This window comes from Actinoallomurus sp. CA-142502 (assembly GCF_050936355.1).
In the GTDB taxonomy this organism is placed as follows: domain Bacteria; phylum Actinomycetota; class Actinomycetes; order Streptosporangiales; family Streptosporangiaceae; genus Actinoallomurus; species Actinoallomurus iriomotensis.
The window spans coordinates 6,474,137-6,494,482 of record NZ_JBNJMY010000001.1 but is presented as its reverse complement, the minus strand read 5'-3'; the positions used below and the strand labels follow the sequence as shown (position 1 = coordinate 6,494,482).

At 71.2% G+C, this 20,346-nt stretch carries 20 protein-coding genes; 13 read left to right on the top strand and 7 right to left on the bottom strand.

All coding sequences use genetic code 11. The annotated features are described in order from the left end of the window. Nucleotides 1–53: 53 nt before the first annotated feature. The 4 genes from ACQEV1_RS30640 to ACQEV1_RS30625 all read left to right on the top strand — a co-directional run bounded on the left by ACQEV1_RS30640 (nucleotide 54) and on the right by ACQEV1_RS30625 (nucleotide 4,222). Nucleotides 54–1,193 carry an Ig-like domain-containing protein gene (locus ACQEV1_RS30640; RefSeq protein WP_433398011.1) on the top strand — a complete coding sequence of 380 codons (1,140 nt, stop codon included), beginning with the start codon at nucleotides 54–56 and terminating at the stop codon, nucleotides 1,191–1,193. A 66-nt stretch (nucleotides 1,194–1,259) separates the two neighbouring features. Beyond that, nucleotides 1,260–1,634, top strand: a complete 375-nt coding sequence (locus ACQEV1_RS30635) for an NUDIX hydrolase (RefSeq protein ID WP_433398009.1) — start codon at nucleotides 1,260–1,262, stop codon at nucleotides 1,632–1,634. Further along, complete coding sequence (locus tag ACQEV1_RS30630) at nucleotides 1,631–3,133, top strand: glycosyltransferase family 2 protein (protein WP_433398007.1); 1,503 nt, start codon at nucleotides 1,631–1,633, stop codon at nucleotides 3,131–3,133. The genes ACQEV1_RS30635 and ACQEV1_RS30630 overlap by 4 nt, the downstream gene beginning before the upstream one ends. Nucleotides 3,134–3,217: 84 nt before the next feature. Further along, on the top strand, nucleotides 3,218–4,222 hold the full coding sequence (locus tag ACQEV1_RS30625; protein WP_285622454.1) for an alpha/beta fold hydrolase: 1,005 nt from the start codon (nucleotides 3,218–3,220) through the stop codon (nucleotides 4,220–4,222). A gap of 6 nt (nucleotides 4,223–4,228) precedes the next feature. Here ACQEV1_RS30625 and murA read toward each other — a convergent pair whose 3' ends face one another. Then, nucleotides 4,229–5,536: a UDP-N-acetylglucosamine 1-carboxyvinyltransferase gene (gene murA / locus ACQEV1_RS30620; protein ID WP_285622452.1), complete on the bottom strand. Its 1,308-nt coding sequence runs from the start codon at nucleotides 5,534–5,536 to the stop codon at nucleotides 4,229–4,231. A 137-nt stretch (nucleotides 5,537–5,673) separates the two neighbouring features. Between murA and ACQEV1_RS30615 the strand changes: the two genes are divergently transcribed. From ACQEV1_RS30615 to ACQEV1_RS30605, 3 genes are all read left to right on the top strand, one after another. Further along, nucleotides 5,674–6,618 (top strand): LLM class F420-dependent oxidoreductase, encoded by a 945-nt coding sequence (locus tag ACQEV1_RS30615; protein ID WP_433398004.1) that lies wholly within the window; start codon nucleotides 5,674–5,676, stop codon nucleotides 6,616–6,618. Nucleotides 6,619–6,778: 160 nt separating this feature from the next. Further along, nucleotides 6,779–6,958 (top strand): hypothetical protein, encoded by a 180-nt coding sequence (locus ACQEV1_RS30610; RefSeq protein ID WP_285622449.1) that lies wholly within the window; start codon nucleotides 6,779–6,781, stop codon nucleotides 6,956–6,958. Nucleotides 6,959–7,033: 75 nt separating this feature from the next. Next, nucleotides 7,034–7,471 carry an HNH endonuclease gene (locus ACQEV1_RS30605; RefSeq protein ID WP_285622448.1) on the top strand — a complete coding sequence of 146 codons (438 nt, stop codon included), beginning with the start codon at nucleotides 7,034–7,036 and terminating at the stop codon, nucleotides 7,469–7,471. Between the two features lie 299 nt (nucleotides 7,472–7,770). Here ACQEV1_RS30605 and ACQEV1_RS30600 read toward each other — a convergent pair whose 3' ends face one another. After that, on the bottom strand, nucleotides 7,771–8,400 hold the full coding sequence (locus ACQEV1_RS30600) for a LysE family translocator (RefSeq protein WP_285571479.1): 630 nt from the start codon (nucleotides 8,398–8,400) through the stop codon (nucleotides 7,771–7,773). Nucleotides 8,401–8,528: 128 nt separating this feature from the next. On the opposite strand from ACQEV1_RS30600, the gene ACQEV1_RS30595 reads away from it, so the two are divergent. Together ACQEV1_RS30595 and ACQEV1_RS30590 are read left to right on the top strand one after the other, a co-directional pair. Beyond that, a complete protein-coding gene (locus tag ACQEV1_RS30595) occupies nucleotides 8,529–9,401 on the top strand; it encodes an alpha/beta fold hydrolase (protein ID WP_433398001.1) in 873 nt (290 codons plus the stop codon). A gap of 93 nt (nucleotides 9,402–9,494) precedes the next feature. Further along, complete coding sequence (locus tag ACQEV1_RS30590) at nucleotides 9,495–9,869, top strand: ACT domain-containing protein (RefSeq protein WP_433397999.1); 375 nt, start codon at nucleotides 9,495–9,497, stop codon at nucleotides 9,867–9,869. A gap of 78 nt (nucleotides 9,870–9,947) precedes the next feature. On the opposite strand, the gene ACQEV1_RS30585 is transcribed toward ACQEV1_RS30590, so the two are convergent. Both ACQEV1_RS30585 and ACQEV1_RS30580 read right to left on the bottom strand, forming a co-directional pair. After that, a complete protein-coding gene (locus ACQEV1_RS30585; RefSeq protein WP_433397997.1) occupies nucleotides 9,948–11,594 on the bottom strand; it encodes a beta-N-acetylhexosaminidase in 1,647 nt (548 codons plus the stop codon). Between the two features lie 77 nt (nucleotides 11,595–11,671). Further along, nucleotides 11,672–12,091 carry a hypothetical protein gene (locus ACQEV1_RS30580; protein WP_433397995.1) on the bottom strand — a complete coding sequence of 140 codons (420 nt, stop codon included), beginning with the start codon at nucleotides 12,089–12,091 and terminating at the stop codon, nucleotides 11,672–11,674. Nucleotides 12,092–12,437: 346 nt separating this feature from the next. On the opposite strand from ACQEV1_RS30580, the gene ACQEV1_RS30575 reads away from it, so the two are divergent. Continuing rightward, entirely contained in the window at nucleotides 12,438–14,360 is a 1,923-nt protein-coding gene (locus ACQEV1_RS30575; protein WP_433397993.1) for a beta-galactosidase, read from the top strand. Nucleotides 14,361–14,433: 73 nt separating this feature from the next. On the opposite strand, the gene ACQEV1_RS30570 is transcribed toward ACQEV1_RS30575, so the two are convergent. Next, nucleotides 14,434–16,845, bottom strand: coding sequence for a beta-propeller fold lactonase family protein (locus ACQEV1_RS30570; protein ID WP_433397991.1), 2,412 nt, complete (start codon nucleotides 16,843–16,845; stop codon nucleotides 14,434–14,436). Nucleotides 16,846–17,055: 210 nt separating this feature from the next. On the opposite strand from ACQEV1_RS30570, the gene ACQEV1_RS30565 reads away from it, so the two are divergent. From ACQEV1_RS30565 to ACQEV1_RS30555, 3 genes are read left to right on the top strand one after another with little or no spacing between them, the layout of a single operon-like run. Beyond that, nucleotides 17,056–17,964 (top strand): ABC transporter ATP-binding protein, encoded by a 909-nt coding sequence (locus ACQEV1_RS30565; RefSeq protein WP_433397989.1) that lies wholly within the window; start codon nucleotides 17,056–17,058, stop codon nucleotides 17,962–17,964. Further along, nucleotides 17,961–18,794, top strand: coding sequence for an ABC transporter permease (locus tag ACQEV1_RS30560; RefSeq protein WP_433397987.1), 834 nt, complete (start codon nucleotides 17,961–17,963; stop codon nucleotides 18,792–18,794). The genes ACQEV1_RS30565 and ACQEV1_RS30560 overlap by 4 nt, the downstream gene beginning before the upstream one ends. Before the next feature lie 6 nt (nucleotides 18,795–18,800). Then, nucleotides 18,801–19,247: a hypothetical protein gene (locus ACQEV1_RS30555; RefSeq protein WP_285622432.1), complete on the top strand. Its 447-nt coding sequence runs from the start codon at nucleotides 18,801–18,803 to the stop codon at nucleotides 19,245–19,247. Nucleotides 19,248–19,333: 86 nt separating this feature from the next. Here ACQEV1_RS30555 and ACQEV1_RS30550 read toward each other — a convergent pair whose 3' ends face one another. Both ACQEV1_RS30550 and ACQEV1_RS30545 read right to left on the bottom strand, forming a co-directional pair. Next, nucleotides 19,334–19,777, bottom strand: coding sequence for a hypothetical protein (locus ACQEV1_RS30550; protein ID WP_285571455.1), 444 nt, complete (start codon nucleotides 19,775–19,777; stop codon nucleotides 19,334–19,336). Nucleotides 19,778–19,925: 148 nt separating this feature from the next. Further along, a complete protein-coding gene (locus tag ACQEV1_RS30545; protein WP_433397985.1) occupies nucleotides 19,926–20,318 on the bottom strand; it encodes a ribonuclease domain-containing protein in 393 nt (130 codons plus the stop codon). Nucleotides 20,319–20,346: the final 28 nt, after the last annotated feature.

Here is a 20,346-nt window from a genome sequence, read left to right as displayed (position 1 = left end):
ACTCGGGCCCCATACGATTACGGGCGAATCCAGAGGATATGAGGGTTTCTGTGGTGCTCAAAGGCGTAGTGACGAGTGCGGCCGCGGTCCTGGTGACCGCGGGATGCGGTCTCGTCGGCGGCCACGAGCAGGCCGCGAAGGTCTCCATCACCCCTGCGAACGGCACGTCCGGCAGCCGTCCCGACCTCCCGATCGTCGTCACGGCCTCCACGGGCCGGCTGGGCGACGTCGCCGTCCAGGGCGGGGGAGCGCGCATCACCGGCGCGTTCGACGCCGCACACCGGCAGTGGAGGTCGAGCCGTACCCTCACCCCCGCCACCAGGTACACCGTCCGGGCGACGGCGAAGGCCGGCGGGAAGACCACCACGGCCACCAGCGCGTTCCAGACGCTCACCCCGAAACAGACGTTCTCCGTCGCCGACATCACCCCGATGCCGAACGAGACGATCGGCGTCGGCATGCCGCTCATCGTCAAGTTCAGCCGCCCCGTGTACAACCAGGCGGACGTCGAGCGCGCGCTCCACGTCACCTCCGACAAGCCCGCCGAGGGCGCGTGGCGGTGGTTCGGCCGCCAGGAGGTCGTCTACCGCACCAAGGAGTACTGGCAGCCGCACCAGACCGTGCGCCTGACCGCCGACATGGCCGGCATACGCGGCGCCAAGGACACCTACGGCACCAAGGACTACGCCCGGTCCTTCACGATCGGCGACTCCCACATCAGCGACGTCGACGTCCGGTCACACCGCATGACCGTCCAGGTCGACGGCAAGACGGTGAAGACCACGCCGATCAGCGCGGGCAAGGGCGGCCAGCGCAAGTACACGACGACGAACGGCGTCCACGCCGTCATGGGCAAGCACAGCCCGGTCACCATGACGTCCGGCTGGGAGGGCGTCACGGACAAGAGCGACCCCGATTACTACAGCCTCACCGTCTATCAGGCGGTACAGATCTCCTCGAGCGGCGAGTACGTCCACTCCGCGCCCTGGTCGGTCGGCTCCCAGGGGCGCGAGAACGTCAGCCACGGATGCGTGAACGCCCCGCCCGCGTTCGCCAAGTGGTTCTACAACCTGTCCCGCCGCGGCGACATCGTCAAGGTCAGCGGCACGGACCGTGAACTGGAGCCGACCAACGGCTACGGCTACTGGCAGCTCTCCTGGACCGACTGGCTGAAGGGCAGCGCACTGCACTGACCCGAGTTCACCGCGCCGCCCATGCCGGGCGGTGCCCGACATGGAACCACTGGCAGGATGGATCTTGTGCTTGACGTTGTTGGCTGGGTGCATGTCTCGGACGGGCGGCTCCTGGCCGTACGGGCACGCGCGCGTGACCGGCTGTACCTCCCCGGAGGCAAACGCGAACCCGGTGAGGACGACTGGACCGCGCTGTCCCGCGAGGTCCGCGAAGAACTCGGTGTGCACCTCGACCGGGGCAGCTTTCACGGCATCGGCGTGGTGGAGGCGCCGGCGCACGACCAGCCGGCCGGCACGCGCGTCCGCATGGCCTGTTACACCGCCGGGTACCACGGCGAGTTCACCGCGACGGGGGAGGTCGACGAGTGGATGTTCGTCGGCCCCGACGAGCGTCACCGGCTCGCCCCGGCCGTCCAGGCGGCGCTGGAGCTGACGCGGTGAAGGTCAGCGTCATCATCCCGGTCTACAACACGGGCGAGGACATCTCCCGCTGCGCGGAGTCGGTGCTGGCCCAGACGATGGACGACTACGAGGTGATCTTCGTCGACGACGGGTCGAGCGACGGCACCGAGAAGCGTCTCGACGAGCTCGCCGCCGAACACGACCGGATCCAGGTCATCCACCTGCCGCCCAGCGGCGGCCCCGGCGGCCCGCGCAACGCCGGCATCGACGCCGCCCGCGGCGAGTACGTCTACTTCCTCGACGACGACGACTGGCTCGGGGAGGAGGCGCTGGAGCGCATGCACGCCATGGCGCTCCGCAACGACGCCGACATCGTCATCGGCAAGATGGTCGGCCACGGCCGCCGCGTGCCCCGGCTCATGTTCCGGACCGACCGCGACCGTGCCGACGTCCTCGAGGACAACCTCCTGGGCATCCTCACCCCGCACAAGCTGTTCCGCCGCTCGTTCCTGGCCCGGCACGGGATCCGGTTCCCCGAGGGCCCGGTGCGGCTGGAGGACCACCGGTTCGTGCTGCGGGCCTACTTCAACGCCGGCACGATCTCGGTGGTCGGCGACTACCCCTGCTGCCACTGGGTGAAGCGGCCCGGCAGCTACTCCCGCGCCCTGCCCGAACCGGCGCACTACCACGCCATGCTGCGCGAGGTGCTCGACATCGTCGACGAGCACGTGCCACCCGGGCCCGTACGCGACCGGTACTACGCGCACTGGTACCGGGGCAAGCTCCTCAAGCGGTTCGGCGAGAACGGCTTCCTGGACGCCCCGGCCGACTACCGCCGGGCGTACTACGACGAGGCGGTGCGTCTCACCGGCGAACGGTTCGGCGCCGGCGTCGACGAGTGGCTCCCCGCGCGCTTCCGCGTGCGGTCGGAGCTGCTGCGCGCCGACCGCCACGACGAGCTGTTCGACCTCGTGCGGGCCGAGCGCGACATGCGGCTCGACGCGGTGCTGGACGGCGTACGCTGGCGCGGCGACCGGCTCGCGGTGCGCTTCACCGCGCGTTTCGTCTACGCGGACGGCGAACCGCTGGCGTTCCCCGACGGCCGTTGGGACCCCCGGGTGCCGGTCGGCGCCCGCCCGGAGGCGTTCGCGCTCGACGACCGCCCGTGGCGGCTCGACCTGTACATCCGCCGGCGCGGCGACAGCGCCGACCTGCCGCTGGCGATCAGCACGGAGCACCTGAGCGACGGCGCCATGGCCGGCGAGGCCCTCGTCGACACGCGGGCGCTGCCGTGGCTGCCGGACGACGTGTGGGACCTCTTCGCGCGGATCGACGGGGGCGGCTGGACGTACGAGCGGCGCCTGCGCGGGTACGCCGAGCAGGTGCCCGCGCGTGGACGGCTCGAACCGTACCGGACGGTCAACGGCAACCTCAGCGTCCGCGTGCACGCCGCCAAGGCACCGTCCAAGAGCCCGTTCCGGCGTGCGGTGCGTTGGCTGCCGGGCGCCCGGCTGGGCGGCCGCCGTACACGGGCCTGAGAGCACCGCCCTCGCCCGCCGACGGCGGGCGAGGGCCTCGCGCCCCGGCGGAATAAGCGCCGCTCCGGGCGGTTCCGATCAGGTGTGACCGACCACGAGATCTTCGAGTTGGGCGACCTGGCCCTCCAGCGCGGCGGTACGCTGCCCGGCGCACGGCTCGCGTACGCGACCTACGGTGTGCCGGGCCGCGCCGCGATCCTGTTCCCGACCTGGTTCGCCGGCACGCACGAGGCCAACGAGTGGCTGATCGGTCCGGGCCGGGCCCTGGACACCGACCGCTACTTCGTCATCGCGCCGAACCTGTTCGGCAACGGCCTGTCCAGCTCGCCGAGCAACACCCCGCCGCCCTTCGACCGGGCGCGGTTCCCCCAGGTCACGATGGCGGACAACGTCGCGGCCCAGTATCGCCTGGTGACCGAGCACCTCGGCGTCGACCGGCTCGCCCTCGTGCTCGGCGCCTCGATGGGCGCCGGGCAGGCCTACCAGTGGGCGGTCGGCCACCCGGAGATGGTCGAGCGTCTCGCGTCGATCACCGGCTCATCGCACACCAGCCCGCACAACCAGGTGTTCCTCGAAGGACTGCGAGCCGCGCTCACCGCCGACTCCGCGTACGCGGGAGGCGACTACACCGAGCAGCCGCGAGCGGGCCTGCGCGCCTTCTCCCGCGTCTACGCCGGCTGGGGCCTGTCCCAGGCCTTCTACTGGGAGCGCGTGCACGAGCGGCTCGGCTTCGCCACGCTGGAGGACTTCATCACCGGCGTCTGGGAGGCCAACTTCGCCGGCTGGGACGCCAACGACCTTCTCGCGATGATGTGGACCTGGCAGCACGCCGACGTGGGCCGGACCCCGGGCTTCGACGGGGACACCGTGGCGGCGCTCGCCTCCGTCAAGGCACGGGCGCTGCTGCTGCCGTCGCGGAAGGACCTCTACTTCCCGCCCGAGGACGAGGAGTGGAGCGCCCGGCACCTGCCGGACGCCGAGGTGCGCGTCATCCCCGGCATCTGGGGCCACCTCGCGGGCGGCGGCGCCGACCCGGAGGCCGCCGCCTTCGTCGACGCGGCCCTGCGCGACCTCCTGGCGACCGGCTAAGTGCGCTCAGGCGTTCTCGCGGGTGAGCGTCAGGCCCAGAGAGGCGAACTGCTCGGCCGGACGGTGGTAGCCGCGTTCGATGTGGTGGACCCCGCGCAGGGTCGACGGGCCGTCGGCCGCCGCCGCGGCCAGGACCGCGGAGAAGCCCGCGCGGACGTCCGGCATCGTCACGTCCGCGCCTCTCAGCTTGGACACGCCGCGGACCACGGCGGAGTGGACCGAGTTGCTGTCGTGGAACCGGCAGGCCGGGCCGCCGAGGCAGGCGTTGAAGACCTCGATCTCACAGCCCATCTTCTTCAGCGCCGGGACGTACACCAGGCGATTCTCGAACACCGTCTCGTGCAGCACCGACATGCCCTCCGCCTGGGTGAACAGCACCATCAGCGGCTGTTGCCAGTCGGTCATGTACCCGGGGTGCGTGTCGGTGTGGACCGCCGCCGGGCGCAGGCCGTCGGGGGCCGACGCGGTGATCCAGTCGTCGGTAATCTCGAAGCGGGCGCCCATCCGGGCGAGCGTGGTGATAGCGGTGACCAGGCGGTCCTGCGAGCAGCCGTGCACGCGGACCTCGCCGCCCGTGATCAGGCCCGCCACCAGGTAGGAGAACGCCTCAAGGCGGTCGCCGGCGAGGCGTGTCGACGCGCCCTTGAGCCGGGGCACGCCCTCGATGACGATACGGCGATCCGGGCTCAGCTCGATCTGGGCGCCCATGCGCTGCAGGAACAGCGCCAGCTCCACGACCTCCGGCTCCATGGCGGCGCCGCGCAGCACGGTCTTGCCCTCGGCGAGCACGGCCGACATCAGCACCGTCTCGGTGGCGCCGACGCTGGGGTAGGGCAGGTCGATGCGAGCGCCGTGCAGCCGGGTGGCGCGCGCGGAGATGCCGGTCTCGCCGACCTCGACCTCGGCGCCCATGGCCCGCAGCGCCTCGACGTGGAAGTCGACCGGCCGGCGGCCGATCGGGTCGCCGCCCACGAGCGGCACGAACGCCTCGCCGGTCAGGTGCAGCAGGGGGCCCACCATCAGGATCGGAATCCGGTTCAGACCGGTGAACGCCTCCGGCACCCGGGGCTCGGCCACCGGGCCCGGCGCGATGCGGATCTGCGACCCGTCACGCGTGACGGCGTGCCCGAGCGCCTGGAGCATCGCCCCGGTGATCTCGACGTCACCGACCTCCGGCGCGTTGCGGATCGTGCTCTCGCCCTCGCCCAGCATGGCCGCGACCATGTGCTTCGTGACGGCGTTCTTCGAGCCCCGCACGTGAATGTCGCCACGCAGCGGACCGGACGGTTCTACCTTCCACACCTCTTCAGCCACGCCGACCACTCTAAACGCGCCGGTGAGCGGTGGTACCTCCGGTGCCAGCAAAACCGGAGAGTTGCGGCAATACGGCATGAACCGCACGCATCTTACATCCGGTACGGCCTGCGGCCCGCTTCTGCTTCGATGGACGCATGGACATCAGCGCCGTTGTCGGAATGTGGCTCGATCGTCCCCCGGAGGAGGCGCTGCACACCGCCGTGCTCGCCGACCGCCTGGGGTTCGGCGAACTCTGGATCGGGGAGACGGGCACCTGGGACGCCTTCGCGCTGGCGACGGCGGTCGGACTGGCCACCGACGCCATCGCGCTGACCGTCGGCCCGGTGCCGGTGGCCGTACGGGACCCGGCCATGATCGCGATGGGCGCCGCGTCGGTGACCGCGCTCACGCGGCGGCGGGTCGGCGTGGCACTGGGCACCTCCAACCCCACGCTCGTCGAGGACTGGCACGGCCGCTCACGCTCGGGCGCCGCCGGCACTCTGGAGGAGAGCGTACGGGCGGTGGCCACGCTGCTGGGCGGTGGTCGGACGAACGGCGAGAGCGGTTTCCGGCTCCGCCTGGCCCCGCCGGAGGGCCCGCTCACGGTGGCGGCGCTCGGCGACCGCGCGATCGCGACCGCCGCCGCGCACGCCGACCGGATGGTGATCAACCTCGTCACGCCGCAGCAGGCCGCCGATTTGAAGGAGAAGCTGGACACCGCGGCCAGGAAGGCGGGCCGCCCGACGCCACGGCTGGCCGCCTGGATGCCGGCGGCGGTCGACCCGGTGCCCGAGTCGTACGCCCAGCTGATCTGGGGCCTGGTGCCGTACCTGAGCGTCCCCGGCTACTCCGCCAACCTCGCCGCCGCCGGGTTCTCCGACGCGGTCGAACTCGCGCGCGCCGGCACCGCGCCGCGCGACCTGCTCACCGCGCTGCCGCTGGAACTGGCCGGCACGATCGGGCTGGCGGGCGACACCGCCGCCGTACGCTCGCGGCTGGCGGCCTACGCCGACGCGGGCGTCGATGAGGTCGCGGTGGTCCCGGTCACCGGCGGCGACCCGGGCGGAGAGCGTACGTTGAGCGCGCTACGGAAACTCTGAACGAGCCCCCTGACACGTCGTTCCCAGGACGAACGGCCGGTGCCGGACGGCACCGGCCGTTCGCCTTTTAGGCAGCCCGCTTTTACGGAAAAGGCGTTGCCCGTACTTGTGTGAGTGATTCATGCTGTTCGGGAATCCGGACGGCGGAAAGGAGGGCACCGTGTCGCAGCACATCGACGGCGCGCCGGACACCCCGGGCGACGCGCCGATCACGCCCCAGTGGCGGTCACGCCTGCTCACCTCGACGCCGGGTCGTGCCGGCGAACCCGGCGAGGGCGGTCCGGAGCGACTGACCCGGCATGAGCGAATTCCGGAAGAAGGCCGCCGGCGGGGGCGTTAGCCGTCCCCGCTGTCACGCCGTTTCCGGAATGAGGAGACGGCGTTGTTTGTTTTTCGCGGTGAAATGGGGAGCCCGGTGAACGTACTGGTTCTGAACGCCTCGTACGAGCCGCTGCACAAGGTCGACGTGCGGCACGCCGTACGCATGCTGGTGCGCGGTGTCGCCGTCGTCGAAGAGGCGGTGGAGGGCCGGCGCATCGGGCACTTCCCGTTGCCTCGGGTGCTGCGCCTGGTCCGCTACGTCACGATGCGCTGGCGGTACGGCCGGGGCCCGGCGTGGACCAAGCACGGCCTGCGCCGCCGCGACGGCGGACGCTGCGGCTACTGCGACGCACGGGCCGACACGGTCGACCACATCGTGCCGCGTTCGCGCGGCGGCGCGACGAGCTGGGAGAACACCGTCCTCGCGTGCGGACCGTGCAACGGCCGCAAGGGTGACCGCACGCCGGCCGAGGCGGGGATGCGGCTCCTGATCGTGCCACGGGTGCCCCGCTGGAACGAGCTGGTCGGCTGAGACCCGCCCGGGCGGACCCCCGGGAAAGACGATGTCGCATGAGAGGGAGGTGTTTCCCTCTCATGCGACGATGGGATTGACGCGGCGATCCTGCCGGGCCACCTGCCGTCGCGATGCGCTCCGTCAGGTGATCCGCACGGAACCGCGGCAGGTCCGGGTGCTGCCCATGAAGACCTCCGGCGTTCGGCGTGCTCTACTTCCCCGAACACTAGGACGGCGCGCTTACCGATCACTGACCTCCGGGTCAGGCTCGCGGTTTCCGGGTGAAGCGCCGCGCCGTGGACCGCAGGGGCGGCCCGTCAGCCGTGCTCGAAGGCCACGCGGGCACTGATCGCGAGCAGGGCGCAGCCGGCCACGCCGTCGAGCACCCGGCGCGAGCGGCGGCCGCTCAACAGCCGGGAGATCGGGCCGATGGCCAAGGAGAACGTCCGCCACCACAGCACGGCGGTGCCGAGGAAGACCAGTGCGAGTGTGGCGGTCGTGCGCAGGCGCGGCTCGCCGTCGGCGACGAACTGGGGGAGCAGGGTGAGGAAGAGCAGCGCGATCTTGGGGTTGAGGAGGTTCGTCACCAGCCCCTGCCGGAACGCCGCGCCGGTACGGCCCGCGGGGTGTACGCGCGTCTCCTCCGTCGGCGCGTCCCCCGACATGATCGCCGAGATCAGCAGCCGGACGCCGAGGTAGGCCAGATAGGCGGCGCCGGCGAGCTTGACCGCCGCGTACGCGGTCGCCGAGGCGGCCAGGATCGCCGAGAGCCCGAGAACCGCGGCGGTCGCGTGCACCGCGATGCCCAGGCAGCAACCGAGGCCGGTGAGCCAGGCCCCGCGCACTCCCGCGCTGAGCCCGTTGCGGACCACCAGCAGCATGTCGGGACCGGGCGTGACGGTGAGGACCGCGACGACACCGAGAAACGGCAGGAGCAGATCGGGCACTGCGTCATGTTAGCCACGAAGCGGGCGGCTTCGCGGCCGGTACGAGGAGCCCGGCGCCCGGACGTCAGGGGGCATCAGTGTTGGCCGGGCCGTCGTGAGTGTCGTACCCGCGGACTAGCTTGAGGGAAATGTTCGAGGGTTTCGACGAGTTCGACATCGCGACGTCGCAGACGACGATCCATGGTGTCCGGGGCGGGTCCGGGCCGCCGGTCCTGCTGCTGCACGGCATTCCCGAGTCGCACCTGATGTGGCACCGCATCGCGCCGGCCCTGGCCGAGCGGTTCACCGTCGTCGCGACCGACCTACGCGGCTACGGCGCGAGCGGTAAGCCGCCCAGCAGCCCTGATCACGAGCCCTACCGGATGCGGACGATCGCCGCCGACCAGGTCCAGGTGATGGCGGCACTAGGCTTCGACCGGTTCGCGGTGGTCGGCCACGACCGCGGCGCCCGGTGTGCCTACCGGATGGCACTCGATCACCCGGCCGCGGTCAGCCACCTGGCGGTGCTGGACATCGTGCCGACCGGTGAGGCCTACACCCGCGCCGACGCCGACTTCAGCCTCGGCTTCTGGGTGTGGTCGTTCCTGGCGGCTCCAGAGCCGATACCGGAGAAGATGATCGCGGCGGCGCCGCAGGTCCTGGTCGACCACATGCTCGACGCCTGGTCCCGGGTGCCCGGCGTGTTCCCCGAGCGGGTACGAGCCGCCTACACCGCGGCCTTCGCCGATCCGGACACGGTTCATGCCATCTGCGAGCAATACCGCGCGGCCGCCACCTTGGACGTGGCCGATGACCTGGCCGACCGGGGCCATCGGCGCATCGCCTGCCCGACGTTGGTGTTGTGGAGTGCCACCGGCCCGGTCGGGCAGTGGTACGACCCGCTTGAGGTATGGAAGGCATGGGCCCCTGACGTGCGCGGCGGACCCGTCCAGGCCGGCCATTTCCTGCCAGAGGAGGCGCCCGAGGAAACCCTTCGCCACCTGCTGGAGCTACTGACATGAGATTGAGACCGCGCCGGCACCAGAGCCCGTAGATCCTCCGCCCGGAGGCGCAGCACGGTGATGCGAAGGTCCGGCCGTCGTACGCTGACGCTCATGTCCGACGTCTCTGGGCCACCGCCTCGGCAACGACTCCGATCACTGAGCGGGGCCTTTCGCGTCGAGCGTGGGCACGGCGCGGAACCGGGGTCCGTCACCGTGTTCGTGCGGGATCCGGACGGCGTCACCGTCGTCCGTGCCGCCACCGCCGACGACCCGCCGGAAGAACTGTGGCACGGCCTGCGGGGCGTCTCGGCGCACGATCTCGACCAACCGGGGATGCTGGCCGCGCTCCTCGTACCGCTCGCGGACGCCGGCGTGCCGGTCTTCGTGGCCTCCACCTTTGACGCCGATCTCGTGTTCGTGCCGGTGGAGCGGCGCGACGCCGCCGTCGGCGCGCTCAGGGCGGCGGGCCACATCGTGGAGCCCTGACCAGGCGGCGCCCCGGCCACCGCGAGGCGCGACAGCGCCGGCGCCCCCGGTCGGGGACGGCCGGCGCTGCCGCCCCGGTCACCGCGTCGCGCTCTGCGCGTCCCAGGAGATCTCCGGGGAACGGTAGAAGTTGACGCCCATGACCGTCCAGCGCGGTCCCTGGGCGGCGAGGCGGGTCCGGTACTCGTCCCACGAACGGCCCGTCCGCGGCGACCAGCCGATCTCGGCGATGCCGGGGAGGCGGGGGAAGGCCATGTACTCCACCTCATGGATGTTGGTGAGGGTCTCGCTCCAGATCGGCGCCTCGACGCCTCGGATGTTCTGTTCGGTGACGCCGGTGAACAGCGTCGCCGGGTCCCACTGGTAGGACTTCTGCACGCTGACGTACCCGGCCCAGTGCAGGCCGTAGGGGGAGTTCGCGTCGTACTGCATGTCCAGGTACGCGTGGTTCGCCGGCGAGGTGACCAGCTGGACGCCCTTCTGCACGGCCGCCGTGGCCAGCGGGTCGGCGGCCGGTGTGTTGCCGTCGAGGATGCTCCAGTTCTGGGCCAGCGTGGCCGGGCTGCCCTGCACGTCCGCCTGGGCGATCTCGTTCCAGCCGATCATGTTCTTGCCGTGGGCGTGCACGATCGGCTGGAGCCGGTCGAGGAACGTGACGTAGTCCGCGAGCGGTGTGCTGTGCGCCTCGTCGCCGCCGACGTGTATGTACGAGCCGGGGGTCAGCTTCGCGAGCTCGCCGATCACGTCGTCGAAGAACTTGTAGGTGAGGTCCTTGTCCACGCACACCGAGCTGAAGCCGACGCTCGTGCCGGTGTAGAGCGGCGGCGCCTTGCCGTCGCAGTTCAGGTCGGCGTACGAGGCGAGGGCCGCGTTGGTGTGGCTGGGGCTGTCGATCTCCGGCACGACGGTGATGAAGTGCTGCGCCGCGTACCGCACGATGTCGGTGTACTGCTTCTGGGTGTAGTAGCCGCCCGGCCCGCCGCCGACCTCCGTACTGCCGCCGTACGTCGCGAGCCGCGGCCACGATTTGATCGCGATACGCCAGCCCTGGTCGTCGCTGAGGTGCAGGTGCAGGACGTTGATCTTGTACATCGAGATCTCGTCGATGTACCGCTTCGCCTCCGCGACGGTGAAGAAGTGCCGTGAGACGTCGAGCATCGCGCCGCGCCAGGCGAACCGCGGGTGGTCGCTGATCGTGACGCCGGGAACGGTCCACGGTCCCCGTTGCGCGCTGTGACTCTCCACCTTGGCCGGCAGCAGCTGGCGCAGGGTCTGTACGCCGTGGAACAGCCCGGCCGCCGTCGGAGCCGCCAGCTGGACGCCGCCGCGGGACACGTTCAGCTGGTAGCCCTCGGTGCCGAGCTGCGGCAGGGCGGCCAGCCGCAGCGAGATGGCGTCGTGGGCGCCGGCGCCCGCGCCCACCACGGGCAGCGGGTACCCGGTCGAGGGACGCGCCAGCCCGGCCAGGGACGCCGCCACACGGGCGACGTCGGCCGATCTCGACCCGACGACGATCTTGGTGTGCCGGGTCAGCGTGAACGACTGCCCGGGGACCGTGTTCATGGACACCGGCGCCGGGACGATCCGCGGGACGGTCGTCGCGGGGTCGGCCTGCGCGGACGGCGTCACGGCGAGCCCCGCGACGAGCGAGCCGGCGAGGACCCCCGCGGCCGCGATCCGCGTACCGGGACGGGCGGGCCGGCGGCGGGTGGATCTCCACCGCACCGCTCTCTTGCTACCAGTCAACATGTCATGCCTTTCTTCGGCGGGTGACAGGACGAGGTCCGACGGGCCGCGCGGCCTCAGGACGGCGGCGCGGTGAGATGGAGACCGGGGGAGGTCACGTACGGGACCGTCCGCGACTGTTCGACGCGGACGCGGAGGCGGCTCGTGGTGACCGGGGCCGTGAGGGTGAGGACGCGGCTGTATCCGATGGTGGTCACGGCGGTGAGGCGCCGCGGACTTTCCATGCCGAAACAGATGAAAGCGGCGATCCCATTACGCTGCCAGGCGACCTGCCCTGGGCGCGGAACGAGATGCGCGGCCTTGTCGATGATTCGCGTCGCGTCGTCGCAGGAGTCGATTCTCATGACGGAGGACGACCGTATCGGGCCGGCGCATCGGGACTCGGCGGCCTGACCGTGGGCCGCGACGAACGGCGGAGCCGCCAGCGCGATGGCGGCCATCGGCGCCACGGCGAGAGCCCTTCTGAGGTTCGTCATTCCTTCGCACTCCAATAGCCGGAACGGCCCGGATCGTGTTCTCGATCTCCGATTGAGTCAACCCTCCACGCCCGATAAGGGACCGACCACTTTCGGCCTTCGGTCGTGCGCCGACCCCGGATCGCCGGCGGTGCGTGGCTCGCCGGGCCGGGCCCGAGGGCGGTCCGGCAGGCCCCGGACCTGCCCAAGCGCGGATGGCGCCGTGCCGCCGATGGGCATGACCGAGGCCGGCGGATTGCGTGTACGTGCTCGGTTCAGGCCCAAATCGAGCATGGACAATCACCGAACCCCGTACTAGCTTCCATGGCGGCCGCACCTGCCCGATGCGTCACCAGGGAGGCAGAACGTGGAAAGACGTCACTTCCTGCAGGTCAGCACGCTGAGCGCCCTCAGCGCGATGGCGGTGACCGGCAACGCGGCCGCTGCGGCGGCGGGCGAGACGAAAGGACACACGTTCGGCTTCGCCGACGACGGCAGTGAGTTCCTGCTCGACGGGCGGCCGTTCCAGATCCGCAGCGGCGAGATGCATCCGGCGCGCATCCCCGTCCAGTACTGGCGCCATCGGATCCGCATGGCCAAGGCCATGGGCATGAACACCGTCGCGCTGTACGTCATGTGGAACTACATCGAGGAACGGCCCGGCGTCTTCGACTTCCACACCGACCGCCGTGACGTGGAGGCGTTCGTCCGGCTCTGCCAGGCGGAGGGCATGTGGGTGCTGCTGCGCCCCGGCCCCTACGTGTGCGGCGAGTGGGACCTCGGTGGCATCCCGCCCTACCTGCTGCGGCACCCGGACATCAGGCTGCGCGTCAAGACCGCCGACGACCCGCGCTACATGGCGGCGGTGGCGCGGTACATCGAGCGGCTCGCGCCGCGGATCAGGCCGCTGCTCGTCGCGCGCGGCGGGCCCATCCTGATGGTCCAGATCGAGAACGAGTACGGCTCCTACGGCGACGACGCGGAGTACCTCGCCGAGCTGCGGCGCCTGTGGATCGACCACGGCGTGGACGGGCCCTTCTACACCGAGGACGGGCTCTCGCAACTGCAGCGCGATCACACCAACGTGCCGGGTGGCGCGATCGCGCTGAGCGGCGGTGACGCGTCGTCGATCGCGGCGGCGCGTGCGGCGTACCCGGCCGTGCCGGCCATGGCGGGCGAGGTGTACCCGGGCTGGCTGACCCACTGGGGCGACAGCACGTTCCAGGGTGCCGACTCCGACGTCTCCGGCACGATCAGGGACTGCATGGACGGCGGCCTGTCCTTCAACCTCTACATGATCCACGGCGGCACCAGCTTCGGCTTCTTCGCCGGGGCCAACGCCGACGACGCCTCCGGCCACTACCAGCCGGACATCACCAGCTACGACTACGAGGCGCCGATCAGCGAGCAGGGCGTGGCGACGCCGAGGTACATGAACTACCGCGACCTGATCGGGCGCTACCTGACGGCGCCTCTGCCGGCGGTGCCGGCGCCGATCCCCACGATCGGCGGGACCACGGTCGAGCCGGCGCCGTACGCCTCCGTCTGGGACAACCTGCCGGACGCGCTGCCCGCGGACCGGACGGTCGACCCGCGGCCGTTCGAGATGTACGGCCAGAACTCCGGGTTCGTCCTCTACCGCAAGAAGCTCGACGGCTACTCCGGTGGCACGCTCGACATCCGGTGGGTGCACGACTACGCCACGGTCTTCCTCGACGACACCTACGCGGGCGGCTTCTCCAGGCCGTTGATCCCCGACACCGTCGCGAGCGCCCGGCACGTGACGAACGGCGACGCGCCGCTGCCGCTGCCGCCGGCCGGCCAGGTCGGTGACCATCCGCGGCTGGACATCCTCGTCGAGGGAATGGGCCGCACCAACTACGGCCATGCCCTGGTCGACCGCAAGGGGATCCTGGAATCGGTCGCGTTGCGCGACGGCGGCGCCCTGACCGGGGATCTCACCGGCTGGGAGGTGTTCCTCCTGCCGATGGACGACCGGTTCGTCGCGACCCTGAGGGCCGGCGCACGGACCCCGTCACGGCCCGGCGTCTTCTTCCGGGCCACCGTGCACCTGCGGTCCACCGGCGACACCTATCTCGACATGTCGCGCTGGAGCAAGGGCGTGGTCTGGGTCAACGGCCACAATCTCGGCAGGTACTGGGAGATCGGCCCGCAACGGCGGCTGTACTGCCCGGCACCGTGGCTCAGGCGCGGACGGAACGAGATCCTCGTCTTCGACCTGCACCAGACCGAGACGGCACCGATCACCTTCGAGCGCACCCTGCACTGACGCGCAGGACGCGGCCGCCGGGGTTCGGCGGCCGCGCCCGTGTCGCGGTGGTCGGCGCAGCGCCCGAGTCGGCTCAGTCGTCCGGCCCGTGCTGGATCGGCGGCGGCATCACGCTGCCGGCCCCCTTGACGCTCTCCCAGATCGCCTGGTTGAGCTGTTGCTCGGGAGCGCGGTCGGCGGAGCTGAAGTCCATCCGCCGCGACTCGGCGGCCATCGGGGCGTTGGCGCCGTTCTTCTCGGTCAGCGACTGCTTCGGCGTGATCGCGTCGAACGGCACGGTGTTCGGCCGGCCGGTGAAGCCGGCGGTCATCGGCGTGGCCATCGCGTCGAACTGGGTCAGCGGGCCGATGCCGTCGAGCAGTTCCATGGTCCGCATCATCGACACGGTGCTGTACTGCGTCGAGTCCACCTTCCCGGTCTGGGTGTACGGGCTGACCACCAGGGCGGTGGTCCGGTGGGCGTCGACGTGGTCGGGCCCGTTCTGGGCGTCGTCCTCGGTGATGAAGATCGCCGTGCTCTTCCAGTACGGGCTGTGCGAGACCGCGTCCACGACCCGCCCGACCGCCAGGTCGTTCTCGGCGACAAAGGCTTTCGGCGTGAACGCGCCGGGCGTCGTGCCGCTGGTGTGGTCGTTGCCGAGCCGGAGGAACTCCATCCGCGGCAGGTTCCCATCCCCGACGTACTGGTCGAACTCCTTCTTCCACGCGTCGACCCGGCTGTTGTCGGTGAGGCCGAGGCTCTGCGCCGCGTAGTCCGGGTCCGTGTGGCCGGCCAGCCGGGGCTCGGTCGCGAACACCTTCGCCGGCAGCGGACCGCCCGCCCACATGCCGTAATTGCGGTAGGAGATCCCGGCGTCGTCGAGGCGGTCCCAGATCCGCGAGTCACCGGTGACCTTGCCCGGGTCGGTGGCCTGGTTGGTGTACACGTCGTCCGAACGGCCCCGGCCGCCGTACGCGACGGGCCACAGGTGCTCGTTGTAGCTGTTGGACTCCGAGCCGGTGGCCCACTCCCAGCCGTCGGAGGAGACCGCGCCGTCGGCGTAGAAGTTGTCGAACGTGACGAACCGGCGGGCCAGCGTGCGCTGGTTCGGCGCCACGTCGTCGTCGAAGAGGTTCAGCGACGGGTCGCCGTTGCCCTTGCCGAGCGAGCCGAACACCTGGTCGTAGGTGCGGTTCTCCTTGACGACGTAGATGACGTGCTTGATCGGCGAGGAGTCCCCGGGCCGGGCCGGTACGACAGGGTGCCCCTGCTTGCCGTGCGGGCCGTCGAAGCGGTCGTTGACGCGGACCTGCTTGGTGTAGTGCGCCAGGGCACTCGGGCTCGGCACGGGCACCGCCGAGAGCGTACCCATGATCATCGAGGCGACGTACTGGGAGTAGTCGGTGAGGGTGACGTTCGGGCCGCGCGGGTTCGGCCCGGCGCCGAGGCCCTTGGCGTTGGTCACCAGCAGCGTGGAGCCGTCGTGGGTGAGCGTGACCGAGGTCGGATACCAGCCGACCGGGATCAGCCCCCGGACCCGGCCCTTGGCCAGGTCGACGACCGCGACGTCGTTGTTGCCGGCGTTCGCCACATACAGGGTCCCGCCGTCCTCGGACACGTCCAGCCCCTCAGGGCTCGTGCCCACCGGCGCTCCCCGGTACGGCGCGAGGTCGATGTAGCGGCTCACCTCGGTGGCGCCCGGCCGGATGACGGCGATGCGGTCGGCGTCGGTCGCGGCGACGTAGAGATCCTTGGTCACCGGGTTGCGGGTCATCGTCGTCGGGTGGCTGCCCACCGTCATCGTGGCCCGGCCCGCGAGCGTCGAGGCGTCGAGCACCGAGACGGTGTTCGTGCCCCAGTTGGAGACGTAGAGGCTCTTCTCGTCGGGTGAGAGCGCGACGCCGTACGGGTTGGGTCCCACGGTGCCGACGGCGCCCAGCACCGTGCCGCCGGCCGTGTCGACCTCGGAGACCCGGCCGTTGCCGTTGTCCGCGGCGTACAGCCGTTTGCCGTCCGCCGACAGGACGATGCCGGCCGGGAACGAGCCCTTCGGCAGTGCGATGGGCGTGCCTTCGGTGAGGCCGTCGCCGCTGCGCGTGTACACGCGGATCTTGTCGTTGCCGCCGGCCGAGGCGTACAGCTTCGAGCCGTCCGGGCTCCAGGCCAGGCCGATGAACAGCGCTTCGGGTGATGTGTAGTCGATGTGCTGAAGCGTCGCGCGGGTGTTCGCGTCCAGGAGCGACAGCGACTGCGTGTGCGTGCCGTCGTTGCTGACGGCGAGGTACTTGCCGTCGGGGCTGAGCGCGGTGGCGAACGGCTTCTCCCCGAGCGGAGTCTGGTGCCCCGCGGGAGTGACCCGCCAGCCGTACGTGACGACGGCGGTGCCGTCGGGGCGTGGGCCGACCCGGTCCGATGGCGTCGTCGCCGCCACCGCCCCGGCCAGGCCGCTCACGGTGAGCACGGTGGCGCCGAAACCGACCCACCAGCCCCGGAGGATGCGTCTCATCCGGACTCTCCTTCAAAGGAATCGATGAGAGAACCCCGCGAGGCTAAGCAGGTTAAGGATCTTGCAGACGACGGCAAGGGAAATATCGGCGTAAACAGTGACCAATGCGTCAACTGGTAACGATCACGACAGAAGGGCGTCGGCCGGACGTCGCCTACGGGAAGTCCGGCCTGCCTAGCGTCACCCGCGTTGTCTCGACGAAGGGGACGAATGCCGACCACCGCCCTGGACGCGAGGGGCCTCATCAAGCGGTACGACGACGTCGTCGCGCTGGACGCCGTGGACCTGCGGGTCGCGGCCGGTTCGGTGCACGGCCTGCTCGGCCCCAACGGCGCGGGAAAGACCACCCTCCTGCGCGTCCTGCTCGGCCTCACCCACCCGGACGCCGGTACCGTCCACGTGTTCGACCGGCCGATGAGCGACTCACGCGGCCGGCTCCAACCGGACGTGGCCGGATTCGCGGAGGCCCCGCGGTTCTACCCGTTCCTGACGGGCCGGCGGAACCTCGAGCTGCTCGCCGCGTACGACCAGGATGACGGCAACGGGCGCGTCGAGGCAGTGCTCGACCGGCTGGGCCTGACGGCGAGGGCCGGATCCCGCGTCGCCGGCTACTCCCTCGGCATGCGTCAGCGCTTGGGCGTCGCCGCCGCGCTCGTACGCCGCCCGCGCCTGCTGATCCTGGATGAGCCGGCCAACGGCCTGGACCCGGCCGGCATCCGCGACCTGCGCGAACTGCTGCGCGAGCTGGCCGCGGACGGCGGCACCGTGCTGCTCAGCAGTCACCAGATGGCCGAGGTCGAGGCCTTGTGCGACGAGGTCACGATCCTGGGATCCGGCACGGTCGTCTACGACGGTTCCCTCCAGCGACTGCGCGAGAGCGCGCCCGCGCCGGAGTACCGGCTGCGGACGGTGGACGACGAGGCCGCGCTCGCGCTCGCGGAGGACGAGCTGGCCGTGGCTGCCGGCGACGGCCTCACCGTCCGGGCTCGGGCCGAGGCGCTCGACGGCTACGTGGCGAAGCTGGTCGCGGCGGGGATCGGGGTACGCGAGCTGCACCAGTCGGTCTCGCCGCTGGAGCGGATGTTCTTCACGCTGACGGAGGCCGGTGGCGCCCGATGACGACGGACCCGCGACCGCACGGCGTCGCGACGGCGTACCGCTGGGAGATGGAGAAGCTCGCCGCCCTGCTGCGGGTGCGTCTCACCGCGGTGGCCTGTTTCCTGGCCCCCTTCGGGCTGGTGGCCGCGCTGCGCCTGCAGGACGCGGTGCCCGCCGACACGCTGTTCGGCCGATGGACTCACTTCAGCGGCTTCGCCACGCCGATGGTGGTGCTGGTGTTCACCGGCCAGTGGGCGCTGCCGCTGCTGACCTGCCTGGTCGCCGGCGACATCTTCGCCTCCGAGGACCGGTACGACACGTGGAAGACGATCCTGACCCGCTCGTGCACCCGCCTGGGCGTCTTCTGGGGCAAGGCGTTCGCGGCCATGACCTTCGCGGTGCTGGTCGTCGTTCTGCTCGCGCTCGGCAGCCTCGCCGCCGGGGTCCTGGTGATCGGAGCGCGGCCGCTGGTGAGCCTGTCCGGCACGCTGATCCCACCGGGGCAGGCGGCCGGGCTGGTTCTGGAGAGCTGGGCGACGGCCGTCCCGCCGACGCTCGGCTTCACCGCGATGGGGCTGCTGTTCTCGGTCGCCACCCGCAACGGCCCGGCGGGGATCCTCGGGCCGAGCGCGGTCGGCCTGGTCATGCAGCTGCTGAGTTTCGTCAACGGGGTCGACGTCCTACGGCACCTGCTGCTCACCACGCCGTACGGCTCCTGGCACGGGCTGATGTCGGCGCACCCCTACTACGCGCCGCTGCTGTGGGGAGGGCTGGTGTCCGCGGTCTATCTCGCCGGCTGCCTGGCTGCCGGGTACCTGCTGCTGCGCCGCCGTTCCTTCGACGAGGGCTGAGCCGTCATGACATCGAACCGGACGAGACCACTGGCGACGCTCCTCACGGGCGCCGCGCTCCTCGCCGCCTCGGCGGGCTGTGGCACGGTCGACATCACGCGGGTCAAGCTGCAGGACGACGTCGGGCCGACGTACCGCAACATGTACGTGCTCCAGCACCGGCTGCTCGGCCAGGACACCGACGCGCCCGCGCGGCTCGCCACCGCGGCCTGCGCCAAGGGCGGCCCGGAGACCCCGGACGAGGGGCCGGGCGACGACTGGACCTGCCAGGTCTACTGGCCGGTCAACGGCACGCTGCAGACCTTGAGCTACGAGGTGCAGGTCAAGGCCACCGGCTGTTACACCGCCCAGGGCCCCGCCTACAACGTCGGGCAGCAGAACCTTCACGACCCGGACGGCCGCACGGTACCGAACCCGCTCTACGCCTTCGACGGCTGCCTGAACACCGGCTGAACCCGCGTCACCGTCCGCGTTGAGCGCGCCGGGCGCGGCCGCCGGGATCCGGCGGCCGCGCCCGTGTCGCGGTGGCTGGGCGCCGGCTACCGGCGCGCGACGACGATCACCTGGAAGGCGGTCTCCGGGCCGGGAACGTTCAGCCGGCCGACGGAGCCGGCGGCCCACGCGCGCAGCTGGACGGGGCCGAGCGGCTTGCGGACGACCATCGGAACGTCGACGCTGACGCGGCGGCCGGCGTCGAGCCCACCGAGTTCGCAGCGGAGGTTCGCGGCCACGTGCGTGCAGCCGGGACCGTCCTTGACCGTCCAGCCGGTCGGCACCGACGTGATGAGCCGTACGTGGTCGAGGTGCCCGTCGCCGGTGTTGGTCACCGTCCAGCGGACGGTCTCGACCTCGCCGACCGCGGGTCGCAGGTGGCTGGCCTGACCGGTGACGGTGAGGTGACTGCCGGCGCGAGTGGCGCCCGCGTTCGGTGCCAGGCAGAGCAGGCCTGCCGCGGCGAGCGTGGTGACGGTGAGTGTGCGCATGACGTACCCCCTGAGAATGCGCCTGAAAGAGCGACTGCCTCAGACGCTGTCACCGGGGGCGGCGCGCTCGCCGCGATCACGCGCCGATTTCCCGACTCATTGCCCGATCGCGGCGAGCGGTTGGCCTGGGCGGACCGCCCGGTGACCCTCAGCAGCCGAAGTCGATGGCGTCGAACGTCACGTAGTGGTCCGAGGTGTAGTAGTCGGTGCCGCTCCCGGCGGTGACGATCCGCCGGGCCCCGCGGTCGGACGAGCCCGGCGTCTTGACGGTGTACTCGTGGTAGTAGCCCTGCGGTTCCTGGGGGAGGACGCCCTCACGGTTCTGGAAGACCTCGCCGTCCTGCGGATAGGGGAACGGGCCGCCCTCGGCGATGAGCTCCAGGGTGTCGTCGGCCTCCGGCGGCAGCGCCGAGTGGCAGACGGTGCCGGTGGACAGCGGCACCACCGACGAGTGGGAGGCGTGGGCCAGCAGGCCCGCCGTCGCCAGCACGGGTACGAGGACGAGTGAGCGGAGACCGAGTCTCCTGCGGGGAGTACTCATGTCCAGAGACTTGCCGGTCCGGTCAGGG